This window comes from Frigidibacter sp. MR17.14, from assembly GCF_037095735.1.
Lineage (GTDB): Bacteria > Pseudomonadota > Alphaproteobacteria > Rhodobacterales > Rhodobacteraceae > Frigidibacter.
Map to the genome: position 1 here is coordinate 41,580 of NZ_JBAWKD010000013.1, position 20,329 is coordinate 61,908.

The window sequence follows — 20,329 nt, forward strand, 5'->3', positions numbered from 1 at the left end:
ACCTGTCCCACAGATGCCAGAATGCCGCGCGCGCACCGGCGCGGGCCCGACATCTGCGGGCAGAAAACGACATGTCGCGAATGGGCGCCGGATCGCGGGCGACTCAGGCGCCGGGGGCGACCTTCAGCACGGTGACGTGGCGGGTCTTGTCGGCGGGCTCGAAGCGATAGGGCAGATCGGCCTCGATCCGGCCGGTGACATGCGCGGGGCCGGTCCAGCCGTGCTCGGCCAGCGCCTTGGCAATCGCCTCGGGCTTGTCCTCGACCTCGACCAGCAGCACCTCGGGCGGCGGTTCGGCCAGCCGGGTGGTGCTGTAGGGCGGCAGGTAGGTCCAGTCGGGACGCGCCAGCGCCAGGTTGCCAAGGTAGTAATGCGCGCCCACCAGCGGCGGCACCCCGCCCGGTTCGGCGGCTTCGATCACCTCGGCCAGCCGGTCGATTTCCAGCGAGTCGCTGCCCGCCCCCCGCAGCCGCAGATCGGCGATCGCCGCCAGGACCAGAAGGCCCAGCACCGCCGTGGCGCGCAAAAGGTTGCGCTGAACCCGGCCCGACGCGCCGCGCAGAAGGGCGACCGTCACGGCGGGGGCAATCAGCAGGAACAGCGGCAGCAGCCAGCGCGAGCGCACGAAGGCGACATTCCCAAGCACGATCACCAGCGCGACAAGGCCCAGCCCGATGAGCCCGGCGCGGATCATCAGCCGTTCGGGGGCCTCAGGGCGCGGGCGAAACCGCCCGAGGGCCGCGGCGATGCCCAGCACCAGCGCGGGCAATGCAAGACCCGCCAAGCCCTCGCGCATCAGGCGAAAGAGCCCGTTCACGAAGGGCAATGCCGGGACCAAGAGGTCGCCCTTGGCGAATTCCCAGGTGTCCTCGAAGGTGGTCTGCGGCGCGAGCAGCATCTTGGCATAGGGCAGCGCGCAGATCGCCAGCACCACCACGGGCACCAGCGCCATCCGCCGGTCGGCCAGCAGGGCGCGCGTCTCGCGCGTCGTGGCCAGCGCCAGACCCAGCGCCAGCGGCACCACCCAGTAGTTCGGCTTGGCGAGGCCCCCCAACCCGACCATCGCGCCCAGCAGCACGATGTTGCCAAGGCTGCGCCGGTCCAGCAGCCGCATCAGCGCCCAGACCGTCGCGCAGGTCATCGTCACCATCGCCACGGTATGCGAGTTCGACCGCTGCGCCTCCCAGCCAAGGTTCGGCAGCATCAGCATCGCCATCGTGCCGCAGGCCGCCAGCAGCGGCGCCGCGCGGTGGCGCAGCGCCCTGAACATCGCCGCGTAGGCCCCGAACAGCCAAAGGTTCTTCACGGCCACCAGCCCCAGCGTCCCCAGCCCGAAGATCTGGAACGACAGCACCTGCGTCCATTCATAGAGCGGCGTCTGCGAGCCCTCGGCCAGATGCAGATCGCGGCCCAGCAGCACCATCTCGGCCTCGTCGGGCTCGAAGGTGCCGCCCAGAACGGTGCGCAGCAGCGCCTGCGCCAGGAAATAGAGGGCGACCATCGCCAGGAAGCGGCGGTCGAACTGGCGGTCGGCTTGGGCAGTCATTTCAGGGCCTCCGGCATCTCGACCAGCGCCCAGCGGAAGGGCATGGTCGCGGACTGGCTGAGGTAGGGCAGCGCGAAGCTGCCCTCGGACAGGATGCGCCCCGCGCCCTCGGGCCAGCCGGCCTGGGTAATCGCGGTCGCGACATCGCGCGGCGTGTCCTCGCGCAGCAGGAACAGCACCGGACCCGCACCGAAGTCGCGGGCGACGAAGGGCAAGAGCGGCTTCACCCGCCGCTCGGGCGCCCAGCGCAGCAGGTTGCCGGCGGCGTAGAACTCGACCGCGACAGGCACGTTCGGTGGCACGATGCCCTCGACGATGGCCGGAAGGGTGCGGAAGTCGACATCGCGGCGGGCCTCGTCCTTCCAGCGGTCATAGGAGAGGCCGGCCATCACCAGCACCGCCACGAGGGCGGCAAGCCCGGCGACCACGGCCGGGGCACGGGGTCCGCGGGCCGCCGCCATCACCAGCGCCGGCGCGGCCAGCACCGCGACCGGCAGCATCCAGCGCGAGGTCACGGTGCCCATGCTGGCCGCGACGACGCCCACCGCGACCAGGACCGCGGCGATGACCGCGGCGCGGGTGAGCCAGCGCAGGAACAGTGCTGCGTCCGGGGCCGGAGCCGCAGCCCCTCGCCCTGCAAGCCGCAGGCCCAGCGCGACCAGCGCTGGCAGGATCAGCAGCGTGACAAGGCCCGAGGCCACGTCGGGCAACCCCGCGAAGCGCCCGCCGCCGACGCGCAGCTTGGCGGTCGAGGACAGCGCGACCTGCGCCTCGGCCAGAAGCCGGGCGAAGGGCAGCCACAGCAGCGAGACCGCCACCAGCAGCGCCAGCGCAAGCGTGCCAAGGCCGCGCGGCGACAGGATCCGGGCGCGAAGTTGCGAAAGGGTAAGACCGGCCAGCAGAAGCGCCACCGGAACCAGCCAGAAATTGTATTTCGACAAGCCGCCGAAGGCCAGCGCCAGCCCCAGGACCAGCGCATCCACGACACCGGCCCGGCCCTGCAGGGCATGCCGGGCCAGCCGCCCCGCCGCCCAGAGCAGCGCGAGACAGGCGGCGAGCATGATGTTGGAATGGGTGGTCGCGCGCTCGGCCTCCCAGGCGATGTCCGGGACCAGCATCATCGCCACCGCCCCCGCCACCGCCACGCGCACCGGCAGCCAGAGCCGGAACGCGAGGAAGGCGAAGACACCGGTCGCGGCCAGCAGCAGCTGTTTCAGCACCGACAGCGCGAAAAGCTCGCGCCCGAAGACCTCGAACAGCGCGAACTGGATCCAGTTGTAAAGCGGCAGCTGCGGGCCGTAGACCAGCTGCCAGCCCGGGGTCATCGCGACCATCTCGGCCTCGTCGGTCTCGTAGGCGCCGCCGAGCCAAAGGCGAAGCGCCACCTGCGTCGCGAAATAAACCGCCACCGCCAGCAGGAAGCCGCGCGTCCAGCCGCGATCCGATCCGAGATGAGGGGTCATGGACGCTCCGGGCTGCCGATCCGGCCCGGCTTATCTCACAGCATGCCCGGAACGACCAGATCCGGGGGCCGGTGGCCGTCGGCGAAGGTCTTCACATTCAGGATGACCTTCTCGCCCATCTCGATCCGCCCCTCGATCGTGGCCGAGCCCATGTGCGGCAAGAGCACCACGTTCGGCAGCTCGCGCAGGCGCGGATTGATCTCGGCCCCGCGCTCGTAGACGTCGAGCCCGGCGCCCGCGATCTCGCCCGCCCGGATCATCCGGGTCAGCGCGTTCTCGTCGATCACCTCGCCGCGCGAGGTGTTGACCACAACCGCCGAAGGTTTCAGCAGTTTCAGCCGCCGGGCGTTCAGCAGGTGGAAGGTCGAGGGCGTGTGCGGGCAGTTGACCGAGACCACGTCGACCCGCGCCAGCATCTGGTCGAGGCTTTCCCAGTAGGTCGCGCCTAGTTCGGCCTCGACCTCGGGACGCAGGCGCTTGCGGTTGTGGTAGTGGATCTGCATCCCGAAGACCGCCGCGCGGCGCGCGACCGCCTGCCCGATCCGGCCCATGCCGAGGATCCCCAGCCGCCGCCCACCGACGCGCCCGCCGAGGAAGGCCATCGGCGACCAGCCTTGCCAGCGCCCGCCCTGCATCTCGGCCATGCCCTCGGGCAGGCGGCGGGTCACGGCGAGGATCAGCGCCATTGCCATGTCGGCGGTGTCCTCGGTCACCACGCCCGGCGTGTTCGACACCAGCACCCCGCGCTGGCGGGCCGAGGCGACATCGATGTGGTCGACCCCCGCGCCATAGTTCGCGATCAGCTTCAGCCGGTCGCCGGCCTGCGCCAGCATGGTGGCGTCGATCATGTCGGTGAGCGTTGGCACCAGCACGTCCGAGCTGGCCATCGCCGCCACCAGTTCCTCGCGCGTCATCGGCGCGGGATCGCTGCGCAGGGTGGTGTCGAACAGCTCGGACAGCCGCGCCTCGACGGGCTCGGGCAGCGGGCGGGTCACGGTGACGGTGAGTCGCGGTCTCGACATGGGTCAGCCTTCCGGTTCGTCGCTTCTGCGCGCGCAGTGCATGCTGCGTTGGCAGCATCTTGCCCGAAACAATATTGCGCGCGCAAGCCGTCAATCTTGGCGAAAGCGTCCCCCGTCAATGCGGGCCTCCCAAGAGACCGCCATGTTTCCTGCCGGTTGCGCGCCGTTCTTCAAGCGTCCGTCCAAAGGTCGCAGTCGCAGCTTCGCAACACATCGCCGGGCTCGTGGCGAATTGAACGCGGGGCGGTGGAAATCCCGGCCCGGTGGTGGTCAGATGGGGCCAAGCGATGCAGAGGCCCGGCCGGACCGGACCGATAGACATCGCATCTGGCAGATCACGGGACAGTGAGGAGCGCGGCATGAACATCCGCCACGGTGGCATTACCGCAAGCGTCGCGGTGCTTGCTGCGATGATCTGGATCGGCACCGACCATGTGCGTGCCGCCGACACCGCCCGCACCGCCGAACCGGTCGCGACCGGAACCCCGGTCATGTCGCCCGCCACGGCCACCGCCGTCAACGAGAGCAGCGAAGAGCTGATCGAGGCCTCGGCCGACCCGACGCTGGACACGATGGTGGAACTGGCGGCGGTCGGGCCAGACAAGGGCTCTGTCACCAACCTGCCGGTGCCGCGCTATGTCTCGCTGAAGGCCTCCGAGGCCAACGTGCGCCGCGGCCCCTCGCTGTCGCACCGCATCGACTGGGTGTTCCGCCACCGCGACATGCCGCTGCGCGTGACCGCGGAGTATGGCCACTGGCGCCGGGTCGAGGACCGCGACGGCGTCGGCGGCTGGTTGCATTACTCGCTGATCTCGGGCGTGCGCACCGTGGTCTTCACCGGCGACAAGACCGAGGTCCACGGCAGCCCCAGCGACAGCTCGGGCGTGACCGCGCTGGCCGAACAGGGCGCGATCGCCCGGCTCGACAAATGCGATGCCGACTGGTGCGAGGTGAAGGCCGAAGGGACCGAGGGCTGGGTCCGCAAGGCCGCACTCTGGGGCGTGGACCCGCGCGAGCGCGTGAACTGACAGCGGTGGCTGCGGGCGGCTTTCCCGGCCGCCGCGCTGCGGCTAAACCGGGCTCATCGACCGGAGAGAGCCGATGAGCCCCGAATCCACCCGACTGAACCTTATCGCCGGCGCGGCCTCGGTCAGCGTCGCCGCGATCCTCGTGATCGCGAAGCTCTGGGCGCTGTCCTCGACCGGGGCGCTGTCGGTCGCGGCCTCGCTCGCCGACAGCGCGATGGACCTGATGGTCTCGCTCGGCGGACTTGCCGCGATGAGCTATGCCGCCCGCCCCCCGGACGAGGATCACGCCTTCGGCCATACCTCGGCCGAGGACCTTGCCGCGCTGGGGCAATCGATCTTCATCACCGTCTCGGCGCTGGTCATCGGCTGGGCCGCGGCGGGCCGGCTGATGCGCGGCGAGACCGAGGCGCTGTCCGCGCAGGGCGGCGGCATCGCGGTGATGGTGCTGTCGATCGTGCTGACCATCGCGCTGGTGCTCTGGCAGCGCTGGGTGGCGGCCCGGACCGGCAACCGCGTGGTGGCGGCGGATTCGCTGCATTACATCGGCGACCTGCTGCCCAACGTCGGCGCGATCGTGGCGCTCTGGGCCTCGGCGCATCTGGGGCTGGGGCAGATCGACAGCGTCGTGGCGCTGGCGGCGGCGGGGATCATGGTGCTGGGCGCGGCGCGGATCGGCAAGGGCGCCTGGGACGCGCTGATGGACCGGCGCGCCGATCCCGAGGTGGTGGCAGGCATCGCCCAGATGGCGCGCGACTGGCCGGGCGTGCGCGGCTTCCACGACCTGAAGACCCGCAGCGCCGGCAGCCGGATCTTCGTGAACCTGCATCTGGAGCTGGACGGCGACCAGTCCCTGCGCGAGGCGCATGACATCGGCGCGGGGCTCAGGCGGCGGATCATCGAGACCTGGCCGCAATGCGACGTGATCATCCACAAGGACGTCTGGTACGGCTGAAGCGCCGCGCCACAAGGGAGGACAGCGATGAACCCGGTGAAACAGCGCCTGCAGGCGGGCGAACGGATCGGCGCGGCCTGGGCGCAGCTCGCCAGCCCCGACCTGGCCGAGATCATGGTGCACCACGGCTGGCGCACCATCGTCATCGACGGCGAACATGGCCGGGGCGATGTCGACGACTGGGTGGCCGTCGCCCGCGCGGTCGAGGCGGCGGGCGGCGAGGTGGTGCTGCGCGTGCCCGACGGGTCGGACACCGTGCTGAAGCGGGTGCTGGACCGCGGCTTCCGCTCGATCATCGTGCCGATGGTCAACACCGTCGCGCAGGCCGAGGCGATCGTCGCCTCGTGCCGCTATCCGGGCCTTGGCCGGCGCGGCTATTGCGCGCCGATCGTGCGCGCCTCGGACTGGGGCGCGCGGACGGGCTATGCGCGCGAAGAGGCGGCCGAAGAGCTGCTCTTGATCCTGCAATGCGAGCATGTCGAGGCGGTCGAGAACCTTTCCGGGATCTGCGCCGTGCCGGGCGTCGACATGATCTTCATCGGTCCGAACGATCTGGCCGGCTCGATCGACCATATCGAGCGGATGGAAGAGCCCGGGCCGCAGGCGCTGCTGAAGCGGATCGAGACGACGGCAGGCGAGGCCGGGATGATGCTGGGCACCATTGTCGGCGCCGGGCGTGGCTGGGCGGATCTCTGGGCGCTGGACTACCGTTTCGTCGTCGGCTCGAACGACGTGGCCCAGCAGGCCGCGGGTGCGCGCGCGGCGGCGGCGGCCCGCGACGAGGGCGCGCCTCCGACCGGCGGCTACTGACGGTCGCCGGCAGGCGCCCTAGGCGGCGTCGAGCAGCCCCCTGCCCTTCAGCAGCGCCTCGACGCCCGGCATCCTTCCGCGGAAGGCGGTGTAGAGCGCCTCGGCGGTCTCGCTGCCGCCTTTCGACAGGATGAATTCCTCGAGCTTCGCGGCGGTCGCCGGGTCGAAGGCGTCGCCGGCTTCCTCGAAGGCCGCGAAGGCGTCGGCATCCATCACCTCGGACCACATGTAGCTGTAATAGCCCGAGGAATAGCCGTCGCCCGAGAAGACATGGGCGAAATGCGGCGTCGCATGCCGCATCAGGATCGCATGCGGCATGCCCAGCGCGGCCAGAACCTCGGCCTGTTTCGCCATCGGGTCGGCGGGCGCCGGGCCCTCGTGGAAGGCCAGATCGACCAGCGCCGAGGCCACGTATTCCACCGTCGCGAAGCCCTGGTCATAGGTGCCCGCAGCCAGCAGCCGGTCGCGCAGATCGTCGGGGATCGGCGCGCCGGTCTTCCAGTGGCGGGCGTGGCGGGTCAGCACCTCGGGCACCTCCAGCCAGTGTTCGTAAAGCTGGCTGGGCAGTTCCACGAAGTCGCGCGCGACCGAGGTGCCCGAGATGAAGGGATGGGTCACGTCCGACAGCATCTGGTGCAGGGCATGGCCAAATTCGTGGAACAGCGTGCGCGCGTCGTCATAAGAAAGCAGCGCCGGGTCGCCCTTGGCGAAGTTGCAGATGTTGACCACGATCGGCCGCACATCGCCCCCCAGCTTGCGCTGGCCGCGCATGGTCGAGCACCAGGCGCCCGAGCGTTTCGAGCCGCGGGCGAAATAGTCGCCGATGAACACCGCCAGGTGCCGGCCGCCGCGGGTGACCTCCCAGGCGCGGGCGTCGGGATGGTAAAGGGGAATGTCGAGCGGGCGGAACTCCAGTCCGAACAGGCGGTTGGCGGTCTCGAACGAGGCCTCGATCATCGCGTCGAGCGAGAAGAATTCCTTGATCTCTGCCTCGTCGAGCGCGTGCTCGGCCAGCCGGCGCTTTTCGGAGTAGTAGCGCCAGTCCCAGGGCTCGAGCGTGCCGTTGACGCCGTCCGCATGCATCATCCGTTCCAGCACCGCGCTGTCGGCCTCCGCCTTGGCGCGGGCCGGGGCCCAGACGCGCATCAGAAGGTCGCGGACCGCGGCGGGCGTCTTCGCCATCTCGGGTTCCAGCTTGAAGTCGGCGAAGCTGGCGAAGCCCAGAAGCTTCGCGCGCTCGTCGCGCAGCGCGAGGATCTCGGCGGCGATGGCGCGGTTGTCGGTCTCGCCGCCCATCTCGCCACGGGCCACCCAGGCGCGGTAGGCGGTCTCGCGCAGCGCCCGGCGGGCCGAGAACTGCAGGAAGGGCACGATCAGCGAGCGGCTGAGCGTGAGCGTGTGGCCCGCCCGCCCCCGCTCCTGTGCGGCCGTCGCCATGCCGTCGACGACGAAGGCGGGCAGGCCCTCGAGGTCTTCGGGCGCCAGGTCCAGCGACCACTCGCGTTCATCGGCCAGCAGGTTCTGGGTGAATTTCGTGCCCAGCACCGCGAGGCGTTCCTTCACCGCCGCCATCCGCTCGCGCGCGTTGCCCGGCAGCTCGGCCCCGGCGCGGGTGAACATCCGCGCGTAGAGGTCGAGGACGCGGAGCTGCTCGGGATCGAGGCCCAGCGTCTCGCGCGCGGCCTCCAGCGCCTTGATCCGGGCATAGAGCGCCGCGTTCATCGTCACCTCGGACGAGAAGGCCGCCATCTTCGGCGCGAGGTCGCGCATCAGCGCCTCGCGCGCCGGGTTCGCATCCGCGCTGGCGAGGTTGTAGAAGACGCCCGCGACGCGGTCGAGATCGCCCTCGGCCAGCTCCAGCGCCTCGATGGTGTTGGCGAAGGTGGGAGTCGAGGGGTCGCGGGCGATCTCGCCGATGCGCAGCCGCGCGGCGTGAAGCGCGGCGTCGAAGGCGGGGGCGAAGTCCTCGTCGCGGATCTCGGCGAAGGGGGGGAGCGCGAAGGCGCCGGTCCAGGGGGCGAGCAGCGGATTGGTCATCGAGGATCTCCTTTGGAGCGAAGCTAGGGTCCGCGCGCGGCGATTGCCAGTGCCTGCGTCCCACGGGGGCGTGACCTGCGCCTGGGGCACCCGAGCCGGGGGGACTGCCATCGGTTCGCCATCGGTCCGAGGACCGATGGCGGTGGGGGCCACGTTGGCCCCCCGCCCCTGTTTCAGGCCCCGGGCTAGGAATGAAGCGGCACCTTGGCCATCACTGGACCCCGCCGCAGACCGGGCAATCGGCGCGGCGGCGGATCGTGATGGTCCGGTTCTCGCCCCAGAGCGCGTCGTAAAGCATCATCCGCCCGCGCAGCGACTGGCCCGCGCCCGAGGCGGTGACGCCCCCCAACTCCTTCACCGCCTCGAGCGCCATCATCGAGCCCACGACCCCGGGCAGCGCGCCCACGACGCCCGCCACCGCGCAGGAGGGCGCCAGACCCTCGGCCGGTTCCTGCGGGAAGATGCAGGCATAGCAGGGCGCGCCCCGCGCGGGATCGTAAAGCGAGATCTGCCCCTCCCACTGGGTGATCGCGGCCGAGATCAGCGGCTTTCCGGCCGCCACGCAGGCGGCATTGACCAGAAGCCGGGTCGCGAAATTGTCGGTGCCATCGAGGATCAGGTCATAGCCCGCGAACAGCCGCTCCGCCCCTTCGGCATCGAGCCGTTCGGCAATCGGCACCACGGTCCCGAAGGGGTTCAGCGCCCGCATCGTCCGCGCGGCGCTTTCGGCCTTGGGCAGGCCGATGTCTGCATCGCGGTGGATCACCTGCCGCTGCAGGTTCGAATTCGACACGGCATCATCATCGACGACCGCGATCGTGCCCACCCCCGCCGCGGCGAGGTAGAGCAGCGCCGGCGAGCCGAGCCCGCCCGCCCCCACCACCAGCACCTTCGCGGACTTCAGCTTGCGCTGTCCCGGACCGCCGAGTTCGCGCAGAACGATGTGGCGGGCGTAGCGGTCGAGCTCGGCCGAGCTGAAGGCACCGGGCTTCGGGGCTTCGGCCCCGGGCGCCGGGCGCGCGGCGGCGCGGGCGCGCAGCCGCTTGAGCCAGCCGCGATAGGCCAGCACGCCAAGGATCGCGAGGCCCAGCAGGAACCAGCCGGGGGCCGAGCCGCCGACCGCCTCGCGCAGCGCCGCGCCCTCGGGCAGCACCAGATGCACCGAAAGCGCCCCCGCCCAGAGGATCGCCAGCATGATGCCGACCTCGCGCCGCGGCAGGCCCACCGCCCAGGCGAGGCCGATCATGGCGGCCGCGATCAGCGGAACCAGCATCACCCGCGCCCCTCAGTCACGGCCGGTCGAGCCGAAGCCGCCCGCCCCGCGCGCGGTCTCGCCCAGCGCCTCGGCGATCTGGTAGCGGGCGCGGATCACCGGGGCGATCACGCCTTGGGCGATGCGCTCGCCATGGGCGACGGTGAAGGGCTCGGTCCCGAGGTTGATCAGGATCACGCCCAAGGGCCCGCGATAGTCCTCGTCGATGGTGCCCGGTGTGTTCGGCAGGCTGATCCCGTGCTTCAGCGCAAGGCCCGAGCGCGGGCGGATCTGCAGCTCGAACCCCTCGGGGATCTCTAGCCTGAGGCCGGTCGGCACCAGCATCCGCCGCGAGGGGTCGAGGATCAGGCCGGTCGCGCGGTCCTCTGGCTTCAGGTTGGCGCGGATGTCGGCCCCGGCGGCGCCGGGCGTGGCGTAGTCGGGCAGCGGCACGGCGCGGTCGGCCCAGTCCTCGAAGACGACGCGGATCACCGGGCTCATGCCAGAGCCTGCGCGATGCGGGCGGCAAGGCGGCGGGCGACCTCGTCCTTGGGCAGGCGCGGCCAGTCCTCGGCCCCCGCGTCGTCGATGATCGTCACCGCGTTCTCGGTGCCGCCCATGATGCCGGTGGCGGGCGAGACGTCATTGGCCACGATCCAGTCGCAGCCCTTGCGCGCCCGCTTGGCGGTGGCATGGGCGATGACATCGTTCGTCTCGGCCGCGAAGCCTATGACCAGCCGCGGCCGGTCCGCGGCCTTCGAAACGGTGGCGAGGATGTCGGGGTTTTCCGCGAACTCCAGCGCGGGGGCACGGCCCGTGCCGTCCTTCTTCATCTTGCTGTCCGCGGCATTGACCACCCGCCAGTCGGCCACGGCGGCGGCCATCACCGCGGCATCGGCGGGCAAGGCCGCCTGCACGGCCGCCAGCATCTCGCGCGCGGTCTCGACGCGGATCACCGCGACACCCGCGGGCGGCGGCACGCTGGCGGGGCCGGTCACGAAGCTGACCCGCGCGCCAAGGTCGCGCAGCGCCGCCGCCAGCGCCGTGCCCTGCGCACCAGACGAGCGGTTGGCGATGTAGCGTACCGGGTCGATGGGTTCATGCGTGGGCCCCGAGGTCACCACGATGTGGCGGCCCTTCAGCGGCCCCGCGGACAAAGCCGCTTCGATCGCGGCGAGGATCTCGAGCGGTTCGGACATCCGCCCCGGCCCGTATTCGCCGCAGGCCATGTCGCCCTCGGCCGGGCCCGCGAACAGCACGCCGTCTGCGGCCAGCTGGCGGCGGTTGCGCGCGGTCGCGGCATGGTCCCACATCCGCACGTTCATCGCCGGCGCAACCAGCACGCGCTTGTCGGTCGCCAAGAGCAGGGTCGAGGCCAGATCGTCGGCCAGCCCCGCCGTCATCTTCGCCATCAGATCGGCGGTGGCGGGTGCCACCACCACCAGATCGGCGGCACGCGACAGCTGGATATGGCCGATCTCGGCCTCTTTCGACAGGTCGAACAGCGCACGATGCGCCTCTTCGCCCGCCAGCGAGGACAGGGTGAGGGGCGTCACAAACTCCTCGGCCGCGCGGGTCATCACCGGGGTGACGGCGGCGCCGCGGGCGCGGAGCGCGCGGATCAGCTCGGGGATCTTGAAGGCCGCGATGCCGCCGCCGACGATCAGGAGGATGCGCTTGCCTGCCAGCATGTCGGGCCCTTCGCTGCTCGCCGCAACCCGGCGCAGGCCCAAGGAATAGGCATCAGGCCGGGGGATGACAACGCCCCGCCGCCGCGCGATCTGTCCATGCCCCTCGCAAGCCTGCCTTGAAGGACCGGGCGGACGCAGGCGCGCGGCCCTTCAGGGGCCACGCGTGACCAAAGCCGGGAGGGGGCCCGGCAAGCCCAGCCAGCCTGCGCGGGCCATCTGCCGGGCGGACGGTTCGACCGGCTATTTTGCGAAGGCCGCGCAGGGGTCGTCGCGCGCGGGCGGCGGGCTTTCGGCCCAGAGGTCATAGGTGCCGGGCTCTGCCCCGGTCTCGGTCTGGCCCACCGCCAGCACCGTCACCTCAGGGGCCGCCAGCGCCAGCGCCGCCGGGATGCCGTCTTTCGCCACATGGCCCGCGCCGGCAATCACCGCGACCGGGCCGCCGGTATCCTGCAAGGCCTGCAGGGCCGCCCGGGCAAGGGCCGCGTCGCGCAGGCGCTGCGCCTCAACCATGCCGGACATGGCCTCGCGCGGGACCGCCTCGCAATGTGCCTGAAACTGCTGTTCCTCGCGCGCGGCCTGCGCCTCGGCGGTCAAGGGCCGGTCGAGGCCGAAGCGCGCGGCCTCGGCGCCGAAAACTGCCGCCGCGCCATCCTTTACCGCGCTGCGGACGGCCTCGCGCGGCAAAGCCCCGCCATAAAGGCGCGCATCGGGGGCGGCCGCGAAGATCGGGGCATACATCGCGAAATCCGGCCAGCCGCTTTCTTCCCAGCTCAGCGCCGCGTCCAGGGCCGTGGCGTCGTCGCGCGGGGTGCCCGCGGCAGCGGTGGCCTGTTCCGGGGTCAGCATCTCGAAGACCAACGCCCGCGGCTGCAGGGCCGCAACGGCGGCGGCCTGCAGGCGGTGATGGTCGGGATTGTCGTGGATCTCGCCCAGCAGCACGACCTGCGCGCCGGAGCCCGCGGCCCGCGCCGGCAGATCGGCCGGCACGACCAACTCGGCCGCGGCGGGGCGTGCCGCGAGCGCCAGCGCCAATATCAGCGCGGGCTCAGCCCAGGAAATGGTAAACCTCGCACGATTGCGCCTCGAGCGAACGGCGCATCTTCGAGAAGGCCTGCGCTTCCAGCTGGCGGATCCGCTCTTTCGACAGCGACAGCTCGTCGCCCAGCGATTCCAGCGTCCGAGGCTCGGCCCGCAGCTTGCGCTCGCCGACGATGTAGCGCTCGCGCGGGGTCAGCGCGCCCATCGCCACGCCCAGCCAGACGCGCAGCGCGTCGGCGTCATGGCTTTCGGCAACGCGCTCGGCGGCCTGCGGAGCATCGTCCTCGAGCGCCTCGATCCATTCGCGGCCATCCTCGTCGGCGGCCTGCGTCGCGTTCAGCGAGAAGTCCGAACCCGAAAGCCGGCCCTCCATCATCTCGACATCGGCCAGCGGCACGCCGACCTCGGTCGCGACCATCGCGCGCATCTGGTGGCTGTCGAGCGTCTCGCCCCGCTCCATCGCCTCGCGTTCCAGCTTGGCCTGCACCCGGCGCATGTTGAAGAACAGCGCCTTCTGGCTGGAGGTCGAGCCGGTGCGCACCATCGACCAGTTGCGCATCACGTAATCTTGGATCGAGGCCTTGATCCACCAGACCGCATAGGTCGAGAAGCGCACGCCGCGGTCGGGGTCGAACTTGTCGGCGGCCTTCATCAGGCCAAGGCCCGCTTCCTGGATCAGGTCGTTCATCGGCGCGCCATAGCGGCGGAACTTCGAGGCCATCGAGATCGCGAGCCGCATGTAGGCGGTCACCAGCCGGTGCAGCGCCGCCTCGTCGCGGTGGTCGCGCCAGCGCACGGCCAGACGGTGTTCGGTCTCGGCGTCCAGCAGTTCCGCTTTCATCGCGCGGCGCGGCAGCAGCCCATCGGCCGATCCATCGAGTGCCATGTCCGAACCCCCTTTCGATCTTTCAAGGTCTTCGGGGGCTGGCCTCGTCGTGGTGAACGACCCGGTCCGCTTCCCGCACTGCCACTACGCGCGAGCGGCCGGTCGGGTTTCATGAAAATTCGAAGACGGCTGGATTTTCCGGGGACCTGCCCTAGGCGGGGCAATCACCGGCCGTGATGGTGGCGGCCACAAACCGGAATTGGCGCGGCCCGCGGCGGCCGGGATAGGAAGGCGCGACAGCATCGGAGACGGACCATGACCTATCGCCTCGCCATCGGGGATCGCACCTATTCCAGCTGGTCGCTGCGCGGCTGGCTGCTGTTCGAGAAGTTCGGGATCCCGGTGAAGACCGAGCTGGTGCGGCTTTACGATCCGGGCTTCGCCGCGGCGCTCGAACCCTATGGCGCGCGGCTGGTTCCGGCGATGTTGACGCCCGAGGGCGAGCGGGTGGGCGACAGCCTCGCCATCGCCGAGACCCTGCACGAGCGCCACCCCGAAGCCGGGATCTGGCCCGCGGACCCTGCGGCGCGGGCGCGGGCACGCTGGCTGGCGGCCGAGATGCATTCGGGCTTCGCCGCGCTGCGCGATCACGCGACGATGATCCTGTCGAAAAGCTATTCCGACTCTGCCCCGCCGCCCGCGGTGCTGGGGGACCTTGCCCGGATCGAGCGGATCTGGGCCGAGGCCCGCGCCCGCTTCGGCCGCGCGGACAGCCCCTGGCTGCTGGGCGACTACTCGGCGGCCGATGCCTTCTATGCCCCGGTGGCGGCACGGATCGCGGCCTACAACCTGCCGGTCGGCGCGGCGGCGCTGGACTATGCGGCGGCGCATCTGGCCGATCCGGCGTTCCGGCGCTGGCGGGCGATGGGGCTGGCCGACGGCACGGTGCAGCAGGTCTACGAACGCGACTATCCGCAGCGGCCCTGGCCCGGTCCCGCGCCCCTGCCCGCAGACCGTTGCGACGGCCCGTCGATCAATGACGCCTGTCCCTATTCGGGCCTGCCGGTGACCGACTTCCTGCGCATGGCGGACGGGGTGTGGGGCTTCTGCAACCCGTTCTGCCGCGACAAGACGCTGGCCGACCCCGAGGCCTGGCCCGCCTTCACCGCGCTGCGCGCCGCGGCCGGGCCCGCCTGAGCCAGGTTGGCCTGAGCCCGGTCGGCCTGAACGCTGTTGACGCGGGCCGCGCGTTAACCTTTCGGCAACCATGATTGCCGAAGCTGCGCGGGGGCCGGCTGCGGAGGGGATCATGGTCGCTTGCGCCTATACCGTCGCCTTCGACGGCATCGAGGCGCATCTGGTCGAGGTGCAATGCGCCCTGACGCCGGGGCTGCCCGGCGTGTCGCTGGTGGGGCTGGCCGACCGCGCGGTGACCGAGGCGCGGGAAAGGGTCCGCGCGGCGCTGGCGGCGCTGGCGATCGCGCTGCCCTCGAAGCGGGTCACGATCCACCTGTCGCCCGCGGCGCTGCCGAAGGAGGGCTCGCATTTCGACCTGCCGATCGCGCTGGCGGTGCTGGCGGCGATGGGGGTGGTGCCGGCCGAAGAGATGGCGGGCTGGATCGCGATGGGCGAGCTGTCGCTCGATGGCCGGCTGGTCGGTGCGGCCGGCGCCCTGCCCGCGGCGGTGACCGCGGCCACCGAGGGGCGGGCGCTGCTCTGCCCGGTGATCTCGGGCCCCGAGGCGGCCTGGGTCGCGGCGACGCCGGTGCATGGCGCGGCGACCCTGTCCGAGGCGATCCGCCACCTGACCGGCGAGGCGCCCCTGCCCCGCGCCTCCCCCGGCGAGGTGACGGCCGCGCCGGTGCTGCGCGACCTGGCCGAGGTGCGCGGGCAGGAACGCGCCCGTCGCGCGCTCGAAATCGCGGCGGCGGGGCGGCACCACCTGCTGATGGTCGGCCCGCCGGGCTCTGGCAAGTCGATGCTGGCGCGCCGCCTGCCCGGCATCCTGCCGCCGCTGACCCCGGCCGAGGCGCTCGAGACCTCGATGATCCATTCGCTGGCAGGTTCGCTGCCGGCGGGCGGGATCTCGCGCGGGCGGCCGTTCCGCGACCCGCACCACACTGCCTCGTCTGCCGCGATCATCGGCGGCGGGCGGCCGGCGCGACCGGGCGAGATCAGCCTTGCCCACAACGGGGTGCTGTTCCTCGACGAGCTGCCGGAGTTCGCGCGCGATGTGCTCGACACGCTGCGCCAGCCGGCCGAGAGCGGCGAGGTGATGGTGGCGCGCGCGAATGCCCATCTGCGCTACCCGGCGCGGTTCCTGCTGGTGGCGGCGGCGAACCCCTGCCGCTGCGGGCATCTCGCCGATCCCGGGCGCAGCTGCGCCCGGGCGCCGGACTGTGGCGCGGACTATCTCGGCCGGGTCTCGGGACCGCTTCTCGACCGGTTCGACCTGCGGGTCGAGGTGCCGCCGCTGCGCTGGAGCGACCTCGAGGGACCGGCGCAGGGCGAAGCCTCGGCCGCGGTCGCGGCACGGGTCGCGGCGGCGCGCGAGCGGCAGGCGGACCGCTTCGCCGGCACCGGCGCGCCGCGGCTCAATGCCGATGCCGAGGGCGCGGAGCTGGACCGGATCGCCACGCCCGACCCCGAGGGGCGGGCGCTGATGCTGCGCGCCGCGGAACGCTTCGGCCTTTCGGCCCGCGGCTATCACCGGGTGCTGCGGGTGGCCCGCACCATCGCCGATCTCGACGCCTGCGCCGAAGTCGCCCGCGCGCATGTCGCCGAAGCGCTGAGCTTCCGCCTTTCGACCCCGCCGCGTGATGAGGGCTGACCGCCCGCGCGGCTGACCGGACCCGCGGCTCAGGCGCGCTTCGCCTCGATCGCCTGCCAGATCTTCTCGGCGGTGTTGGTGCCGTCGAAACGCTCGAGCTCCTGGATGCCGGTCGGCGATGTCACGTTGATCTCGGTCAGCCAGTTGCCGATCACGTCGATGCCGACGAAGATCTGGCCCTTCTCGCGCAGGACCGGGCCGATGCGGGCGCAGATCTCGAGGTCGCGCTCGGTCAGGCCGATCTTCTCGGGCCGGCCGCCGACATGCATGTTCGAGCGCGTCTCGCCGGCCTGCGGCACGCGGTTGATCGCGCCCACCGGCTCGCCGTCGACCAGGATCACGCGCTTGTCGCCCTTGGCGACGTCGGGGACGAATTTCTGCGCGATCAGCGGCTCGCGCGAGAAGCCGGTGAACAACTCGTGCAGGCTCGAGAGATTGCGGTCGTTCTCGTCGAGCCGGAAGACGCCGGCCCCGCCGTTGCCGTAGAGCGGCTTCAGGATGATGTCGCCATGCGCGGCCTTGAATGCGCGGATCGCGGCGAGGTCACGGGCGATCAGCGTCGGCGGGGTCAGGTCGGGGAAGTTCAGGACCAGAAGCTTCTCGGGCGAATTGCGCACCCAGAACGGGTCGTTGACGACGAGCGTCTTCGGATGGATCCGGTCGAGCAGATGGGTGGTGGTGATATAGGCCATGTCGAAGGGCGGATCCTGCCGCAGCAGGACCACGTCCCAGTCGCCAAGGTCGATCTCCGTCTCTTCGCCCAGCGTGTAATGGTCCCCCTTGACGCGCCGCAGCTCGATCGGCCAGCCGCGGGCCAGCACGCGGCCCTCGCGGTAGCTCAGCTTGTCGGGCGTGTAGTAGAACAGCCGGTGCCCGCGCGCCTGGGCCTCGATCGCGATGCGGAAGGTGCTGTCGGCGTCGATGTTGATCGCGCCGACCGGATCCATCTGGATCGCGACTTTCAGGGATTTGGACATGGGGCATTCTCCGTCTGGCCCGCCCTTGATGGACCGGCCGCGCGGCGGATGCAATCTGGCGCCGGCGTCAGGCGGCGATCCCGTCCTGCCACAGCACGTCGGGCAGGATCTCGGTCCCCGAACCCTGCCCGGACCCGTGGGCGACCAGGGCAAGGTCGATGCGGGCAGACTGCCATGGCGCGGCCGTCGTCGCCAGGAAGACCTCCGCAGCGCGCAGGATCCGCGCCGCCTGCCCGGCGCCAAGCCGCGTGACGGCCTGGGCGAGGTCCCTTGACGCCTTGACCTCGACGAAGACGACGAGGTCGCCCAGCGCGAAGATCAGGTCGATCTCCCCGGCGGCACAACGCCACCTGCGGTGCAGCAGCAGCGCCCCCTGTTCGCGGTAGCGCCCGATCACCCTTTCCTCTGCCGCGAGGCCATTGAGATAGGCGACCGCCCCGCGGGTGCGCGATCCGGCCCGCGCCACCGGACGCATGCCCAGCCAGGGCATCACGGCCTGCGGATCGGTTGCGGCTGCTACCTGCACCATCGTCACGTCCCCCCGGTCGGGCCGCGGTCAGTCCTGCGGCGGTTCACGGCCCAGTTTCAGGGCTGCCTGGTAAACATCCCGTTTAGGCAGTTTGAATGCCTCGGCCACCGTCGCCGCCGCGTCCTTGACCCGCATCGTCTGCAACGCCTGGCGCAGCGCCGCCTCCAGGTCCTCGGCGCTCGCCTGCGGGGTCCGCGCCCGATCGAGCACCAGCACGATCTCTCCCTTCGGATCGGCGGTCAGCCCGGCGGCGATCTCGGCCAGAGTGCCGCGCGTGACCTCCTCGTAGCGCTTGGTCAATTCGCGGCAGAGCGCGGCCTGCCGCGTCTCGCCGAAGCAGTCCGCAAGCTCGGCCAGGGTCTCGCGGATCCGCTTCGGCGATTCGAACAGGATCACCGTCGCCGCCGCCCCCGCGAGGTCCAGAAACCAGCTGCGCCGTGCCGCGGCGCCCGCCGGCGGGAAGCCCGCGAACAGGAACCGGTCCGAGGCCAGACCCGACACCGTCAGCGCCGCCAGCGCTGCCGAGGGGCCAGGCGCCGCGAAGACCCGGTGGCCTGCCTCTATCGCGGCGCGGCCCAGCTGGTAGCCTGGGTCCGCCACCAGCGGCGTCCCCGCCTCGGAGGCATAGGCGACCGAGCGTCCCTCGGCCAGGGCGGCGAGGATCCGCGGACGCATCTCGGGCCCGTTGTGGTCGTGGTAGGGCAGGATCGAGCGCCCGGCCAGGGGCACGCCGTGGATCTCGAGCAGGTGGCGCAGGGTGCGGGTGTCCTCGGCCGCCAGCAGGTCCGCCGAGGCAAGAATGTCCAGCGCCCTCAAGGTGATGTCACGCGCCGCGCCGATCGGCGTCGCCACGAAGTGCAGCCCCGCCGCCACCGGGCGCGCCTCGGCCCCCGACCTGCGCACCACCGTCGCCGCCGAACCCGCCCCGGGCCCGGCCCCTGTCTCCGCTTCGTTCACCCTGCCCCCTGAAACATTGCCTTCGCGCATCGGAGACCCTAGTGTCCCCCCAAGAAGCGCCGTGCCCCGCCGGGGCGCCCGCGAGCGCCAACGACGAGACACGAGGTCCCTGCCCATGTTCGCCATTTTCCGCGCCCCGCGCAAGTCCGCGACCGGCGCCGCGCCGCTTTGCCCCAGCTCCGCCACCCCTTCGGCCCCCCCGTCCCGCGGTCGCATCGGCCGCCTCGCCCGCAAGGGCGCGCTGGCCGCCTCGGCGCTCTGGCTCGCGGCCTGCGACCCGGGCGCGATGGGCGCCAAAGGCCCCGCCGTCGGCCGCGGCCAGACCGTGCAGGTCGCGCTGCTGGTGCCCGGCGGCTCGGGCGATGCCAGCGAGGAGCTTCTGGCCCGCAACCTGCGCCAGGCCGCGCAGATGGCGGTCTCGGACCTGCAGGGCGTGACCATCGACCTGCGCACCTATGACACCGGCACCGCACCGGCCGCCGCCGGCGCCGCCGCGGTCCGCGCCGCCGACGAGGGCGCGATGGTCATCCTCGGGCCGGTCTATGCCGAGGCCGCGAACGCCGCCGCCGTCGCCGTGCGCGGCCGCGGCATCAACGTGCTGTCGTTCTCGAACAACACCGACATCGCCGGCGGCAACCTCTATGTCCTCGGCAACAGCTTCCAGAATTCGGCCACGCGCCTGGCCTCCTATGCCGCGCGGTCGGGCCACGGCCGGATCTTCGTCGTCTCGGAACGCACCGCCGGCGGCGAGGCCGGGCGGCGCGCGATCGAAAGCGCGGTCGGCGCCACCGGGGCGAGCCTCGCGGGCAGCGCCAGCTACGACTTCTCGCAGCAGGGCGTGATGGCGGCCGCGCCGAACATCGCCGCGCAGGCGCAGTCCTCGGGCGCGACGGGCCTCTTCCTGACCGCCGACACCGCGGGCGCGCTGCCGCTGCTGGCGCAACTGCTGCCCGAGAACGGCCTGTCACCGAACGTGGTCAAGTACATCGGCCTGACCCGCTGGGACATCCCCAGCCAGACCCTGGCGCTGCCCGGCCTGCAGGGCGGCTGGTTCGCCCTGCCCGACCCCGGCCCCTCGAACCAGTTCGCCGCCCGCTACCAGTCGACCTATGGCGACGCGCCGCATCCGATCGCCGGCCTCGCCTATGACGGCATCGCCGCGATCGGCGCGCTGGCGAAATCGGGCCGCCCGAACCCGTTCTCGACCGCCTCGCTGACCCAGGGCGCGGGCTTCGTCGGCACCGGCGGCGTCTTCCGCCTGCGCCCGAACGGCACCACCGAGCGGGCGCTGGCCGTGGCCGAGATCCGCGACAACCGCGTGTCGGTCATCGACCCCGCGCCGCGCAGCTTCGGCGGCGCCGGGTTCTGACC

The 20,329-nt window shown here is 71.7% G+C and carries 18 protein-coding genes; 6 read left to right on the top strand and 12 right to left on the bottom strand.

Annotated features, from left to right (window positions below; genetic code table 11):
* Positions 1-103 precede the first annotated feature (103 nt).
* From V8J36_RS19985 to V8J36_RS19995, 3 genes are read right to left on the bottom strand one after another with little or no spacing between them, the layout of a single operon-like run.
* Entirely contained in the window at positions 104-1,546 is a 1,443-nt protein-coding gene (locus V8J36_RS19985; RefSeq protein ID WP_336469089.1) for an ArnT family glycosyltransferase, read from the bottom strand.
* A complete protein-coding gene (locus V8J36_RS19990) occupies positions 1,543-3,009 on the bottom strand; it encodes a glycosyltransferase family 39 protein (RefSeq protein ID WP_336469090.1) in 1,467 nt (488 codons plus the stop codon). The genes V8J36_RS19985 and V8J36_RS19990 overlap by 4 nt, the downstream gene beginning before the upstream one ends.
* Positions 3,010-3,044: 35 nt before the next feature.
* Positions 3,045-4,031 carry a 2-hydroxyacid dehydrogenase gene (locus V8J36_RS19995; RefSeq protein WP_336469091.1) on the bottom strand — a complete coding sequence of 329 codons (987 nt, stop codon included), beginning with the start codon at positions 4,029-4,031 and terminating at the stop codon, positions 3,045-3,047.
* A gap of 572 nt (positions 4,032-4,603) precedes the next feature.
* On the opposite strand from V8J36_RS19995, the gene V8J36_RS20000 reads away from it, so the two are divergent.
* The 3 genes from V8J36_RS20000 to V8J36_RS20010 all read left to right on the top strand — a co-directional run bounded on the left by V8J36_RS20000 (position 4,604) and on the right by V8J36_RS20010 (position 6,821).
* Complete coding sequence (locus V8J36_RS20000) at positions 4,604-5,059, top strand: SH3 domain-containing protein (RefSeq protein ID WP_336469118.1); 456 nt, start codon at positions 4,604-4,606, stop codon at positions 5,057-5,059.
* A gap of 73 nt (positions 5,060-5,132) precedes the next feature.
* Positions 5,133-6,011 carry a cation diffusion facilitator family transporter gene (locus tag V8J36_RS20005; protein ID WP_336469092.1) on the top strand — a complete coding sequence of 293 codons (879 nt, stop codon included), beginning with the start codon at positions 5,133-5,135 and terminating at the stop codon, positions 6,009-6,011.
* 27 nt (positions 6,012-6,038) lie between these two features.
* A complete protein-coding gene (locus V8J36_RS20010) occupies positions 6,039-6,821 on the top strand; it encodes an HpcH/HpaI aldolase family protein (RefSeq protein WP_336469093.1) in 783 nt (260 codons plus the stop codon).
* An 18-nt stretch (positions 6,822-6,839) separates the two neighbouring features.
* Here V8J36_RS20010 and V8J36_RS20015 read toward each other — a convergent pair whose 3' ends face one another.
* The 6 genes from V8J36_RS20015 to V8J36_RS20040 form a co-directional block, all read right to left on the bottom strand.
* Positions 6,840-8,858, bottom strand: a complete 2,019-nt coding sequence (locus tag V8J36_RS20015) for a M3 family metallopeptidase (RefSeq protein ID WP_336469094.1) — start codon at positions 8,856-8,858, stop codon at positions 6,840-6,842.
* Positions 8,859-9,069: 211 nt separating this feature from the next.
* The gene (locus tag V8J36_RS20020) at positions 9,070-10,134 is read right to left on the bottom strand and encodes a HesA/MoeB/ThiF family protein (RefSeq protein WP_336469095.1); all 1,065 of its coding nucleotides are present in this window, start codon (positions 10,132-10,134) and stop codon (positions 9,070-9,072) included.
* Between the two features lie 9 nt (positions 10,135-10,143).
* On the bottom strand, positions 10,144-10,611 hold the full coding sequence (gene dut, locus V8J36_RS20025) for a dUTP diphosphatase (RefSeq protein ID WP_336469096.1): 468 nt from the start codon (positions 10,609-10,611) through the stop codon (positions 10,144-10,146).
* Positions 10,608-11,801, bottom strand: coding sequence for a bifunctional phosphopantothenoylcysteine decarboxylase/phosphopantothenate--cysteine ligase CoaBC (coaBC, locus tag V8J36_RS20030; RefSeq protein WP_336469097.1), 1,194 nt, complete (start codon positions 11,799-11,801; stop codon positions 10,608-10,610). The genes dut and coaBC overlap by 4 nt, the downstream gene beginning before the upstream one ends.
* 240 nt (positions 11,802-12,041) lie before the next feature.
* Positions 12,042-12,836, bottom strand: coding sequence for a ChaN family lipoprotein (locus V8J36_RS20035; protein ID WP_442902516.1), 795 nt, complete (start codon positions 12,834-12,836; stop codon positions 12,042-12,044).
* 10 nt (positions 12,837-12,846) lie between these two features.
* On the bottom strand, positions 12,847-13,725 hold the full coding sequence (locus tag V8J36_RS20040) for an RNA polymerase factor sigma-32 (RefSeq protein ID WP_336469099.1): 879 nt from the start codon (positions 13,723-13,725) through the stop codon (positions 12,847-12,849).
* 255 nt (positions 13,726-13,980) lie between these two features.
* Between V8J36_RS20040 and V8J36_RS20045 the strand changes: the two genes are divergently transcribed.
* Both V8J36_RS20045 and V8J36_RS20050 read left to right on the top strand, forming a co-directional pair.
* The gene (locus tag V8J36_RS20045; protein WP_336469100.1) at positions 13,981-14,862 is read left to right on the top strand and encodes a glutathione S-transferase N-terminal domain-containing protein; all 882 of its coding nucleotides are present in this window, start codon (positions 13,981-13,983) and stop codon (positions 14,860-14,862) included.
* Between the two features lie 112 nt (positions 14,863-14,974).
* Positions 14,975-16,495, top strand: coding sequence for a YifB family Mg chelatase-like AAA ATPase (locus tag V8J36_RS20050; protein WP_336469101.1), 1,521 nt, complete (start codon positions 14,975-14,977; stop codon positions 16,493-16,495).
* Between the two features lie 29 nt (positions 16,496-16,524).
* Here V8J36_RS20050 and gshB read toward each other — a convergent pair whose 3' ends face one another.
* The 3 genes from gshB to rsmI form a co-directional block, all read right to left on the bottom strand.
* A complete protein-coding gene (gshB, locus tag V8J36_RS20055) occupies positions 16,525-17,472 on the bottom strand; it encodes a glutathione synthase (RefSeq protein WP_336469102.1) in 948 nt (315 codons plus the stop codon).
* Positions 17,473-17,539: 67 nt separating this feature from the next.
* Positions 17,540-18,001, bottom strand: a complete 462-nt coding sequence (locus V8J36_RS20060; protein WP_336469103.1) for a YraN family protein — start codon at positions 17,999-18,001, stop codon at positions 17,540-17,542.
* A 27-nt stretch (positions 18,002-18,028) separates the two neighbouring features.
* On the bottom strand, positions 18,029-18,958 hold the full coding sequence (rsmI, locus tag V8J36_RS20065; RefSeq protein WP_442902514.1) for a 16S rRNA (cytidine(1402)-2'-O)-methyltransferase: 930 nt from the start codon (positions 18,956-18,958) through the stop codon (positions 18,029-18,031).
* A 115-nt stretch (positions 18,959-19,073) separates the two neighbouring features.
* Here rsmI and V8J36_RS20070 point away from each other — a divergent pair, with 115 nt between their 5' ends.
* Positions 19,074-20,327, top strand: coding sequence for a penicillin-binding protein activator (locus V8J36_RS20070; protein WP_336469104.1), 1,254 nt, complete (start codon positions 19,074-19,076; stop codon positions 20,325-20,327).
* The last annotated feature ends 2 nt before the right edge of the window (positions 20,328-20,329 follow it).

Excerpts from the sequence above, each read along its gene's own strand:
- V8J36_RS19985 (WP_336469089.1), bottom strand. The coding sequence starts at position 1,546 with ATGACTGCCCAAGCCGACCGCCAGTTCGACCGCCGCTTCCTGGCGATG.
- V8J36_RS19990 (WP_336469090.1), bottom strand. The coding sequence starts at position 3,009 with ATGACCCCTCATCTCGGATCGGATCGCGGCTGGACGCGCGGCTTCCTG.
- V8J36_RS19995 (WP_336469091.1), bottom strand. The coding sequence starts at position 4,031 with ATGTCGAGACCGCGACTCACCGTCACCGTGACCCGCCCGCTGCCCGAG.
- V8J36_RS20000 (WP_336469118.1), top strand. The coding sequence starts at position 4,604 with ATGGTGGAACTGGCGGCGGTCGGGCCAGACAAGGGCTCTGTCACCAAC.
- V8J36_RS20005 (WP_336469092.1), top strand. The coding sequence starts at position 5,133 with ATGAGCCCCGAATCCACCCGACTGAACCTTATCGCCGGCGCGGCCTCG.
- V8J36_RS20010 (WP_336469093.1), top strand. The coding sequence starts at position 6,039 with ATGAACCCGGTGAAACAGCGCCTGCAGGCGGGCGAACGGATCGGCGCG.
- V8J36_RS20015 (WP_336469094.1), bottom strand. The coding sequence starts at position 8,858 with ATGACCAATCCGCTGCTCGCCCCCTGGACCGGCGCCTTCGCGCTCCCC.
- dut (WP_336469096.1), bottom strand. The coding sequence starts at position 10,611 with ATGAGCCCGGTGATCCGCGTCGTCTTCGAGGACTGGGCCGACCGCGCC.
- coaBC (WP_336469097.1), bottom strand. The coding sequence starts at position 11,801 with ATGCTGGCAGGCAAGCGCATCCTCCTGATCGTCGGCGGCGGCATCGCG.
- V8J36_RS20040 (WP_336469099.1), bottom strand. The coding sequence starts at position 13,725 with ATGGCACTCGATGGATCGGCCGATGGGCTGCTGCCGCGCCGCGCGATG.
- V8J36_RS20045 (WP_336469100.1), top strand. The coding sequence starts at position 13,981 with ATGACCTATCGCCTCGCCATCGGGGATCGCACCTATTCCAGCTGGTCG.
- V8J36_RS20050 (WP_336469101.1), top strand. The coding sequence starts at position 14,975 with ATGGTCGCTTGCGCCTATACCGTCGCCTTCGACGGCATCGAGGCGCAT.
- gshB (WP_336469102.1), bottom strand. The coding sequence starts at position 17,472 with ATGTCCAAATCCCTGAAAGTCGCGATCCAGATGGATCCGGTCGGCGCG.
- V8J36_RS20060 (WP_336469103.1), bottom strand. The coding sequence starts at position 18,001 with ATGGTGCAGGTAGCAGCCGCAACCGATCCGCAGGCCGTGATGCCCTGG.
- V8J36_RS20070 (WP_336469104.1), top strand. The coding sequence starts at position 19,074 with ATGTTCGCCATTTTCCGCGCCCCGCGCAAGTCCGCGACCGGCGCCGCG.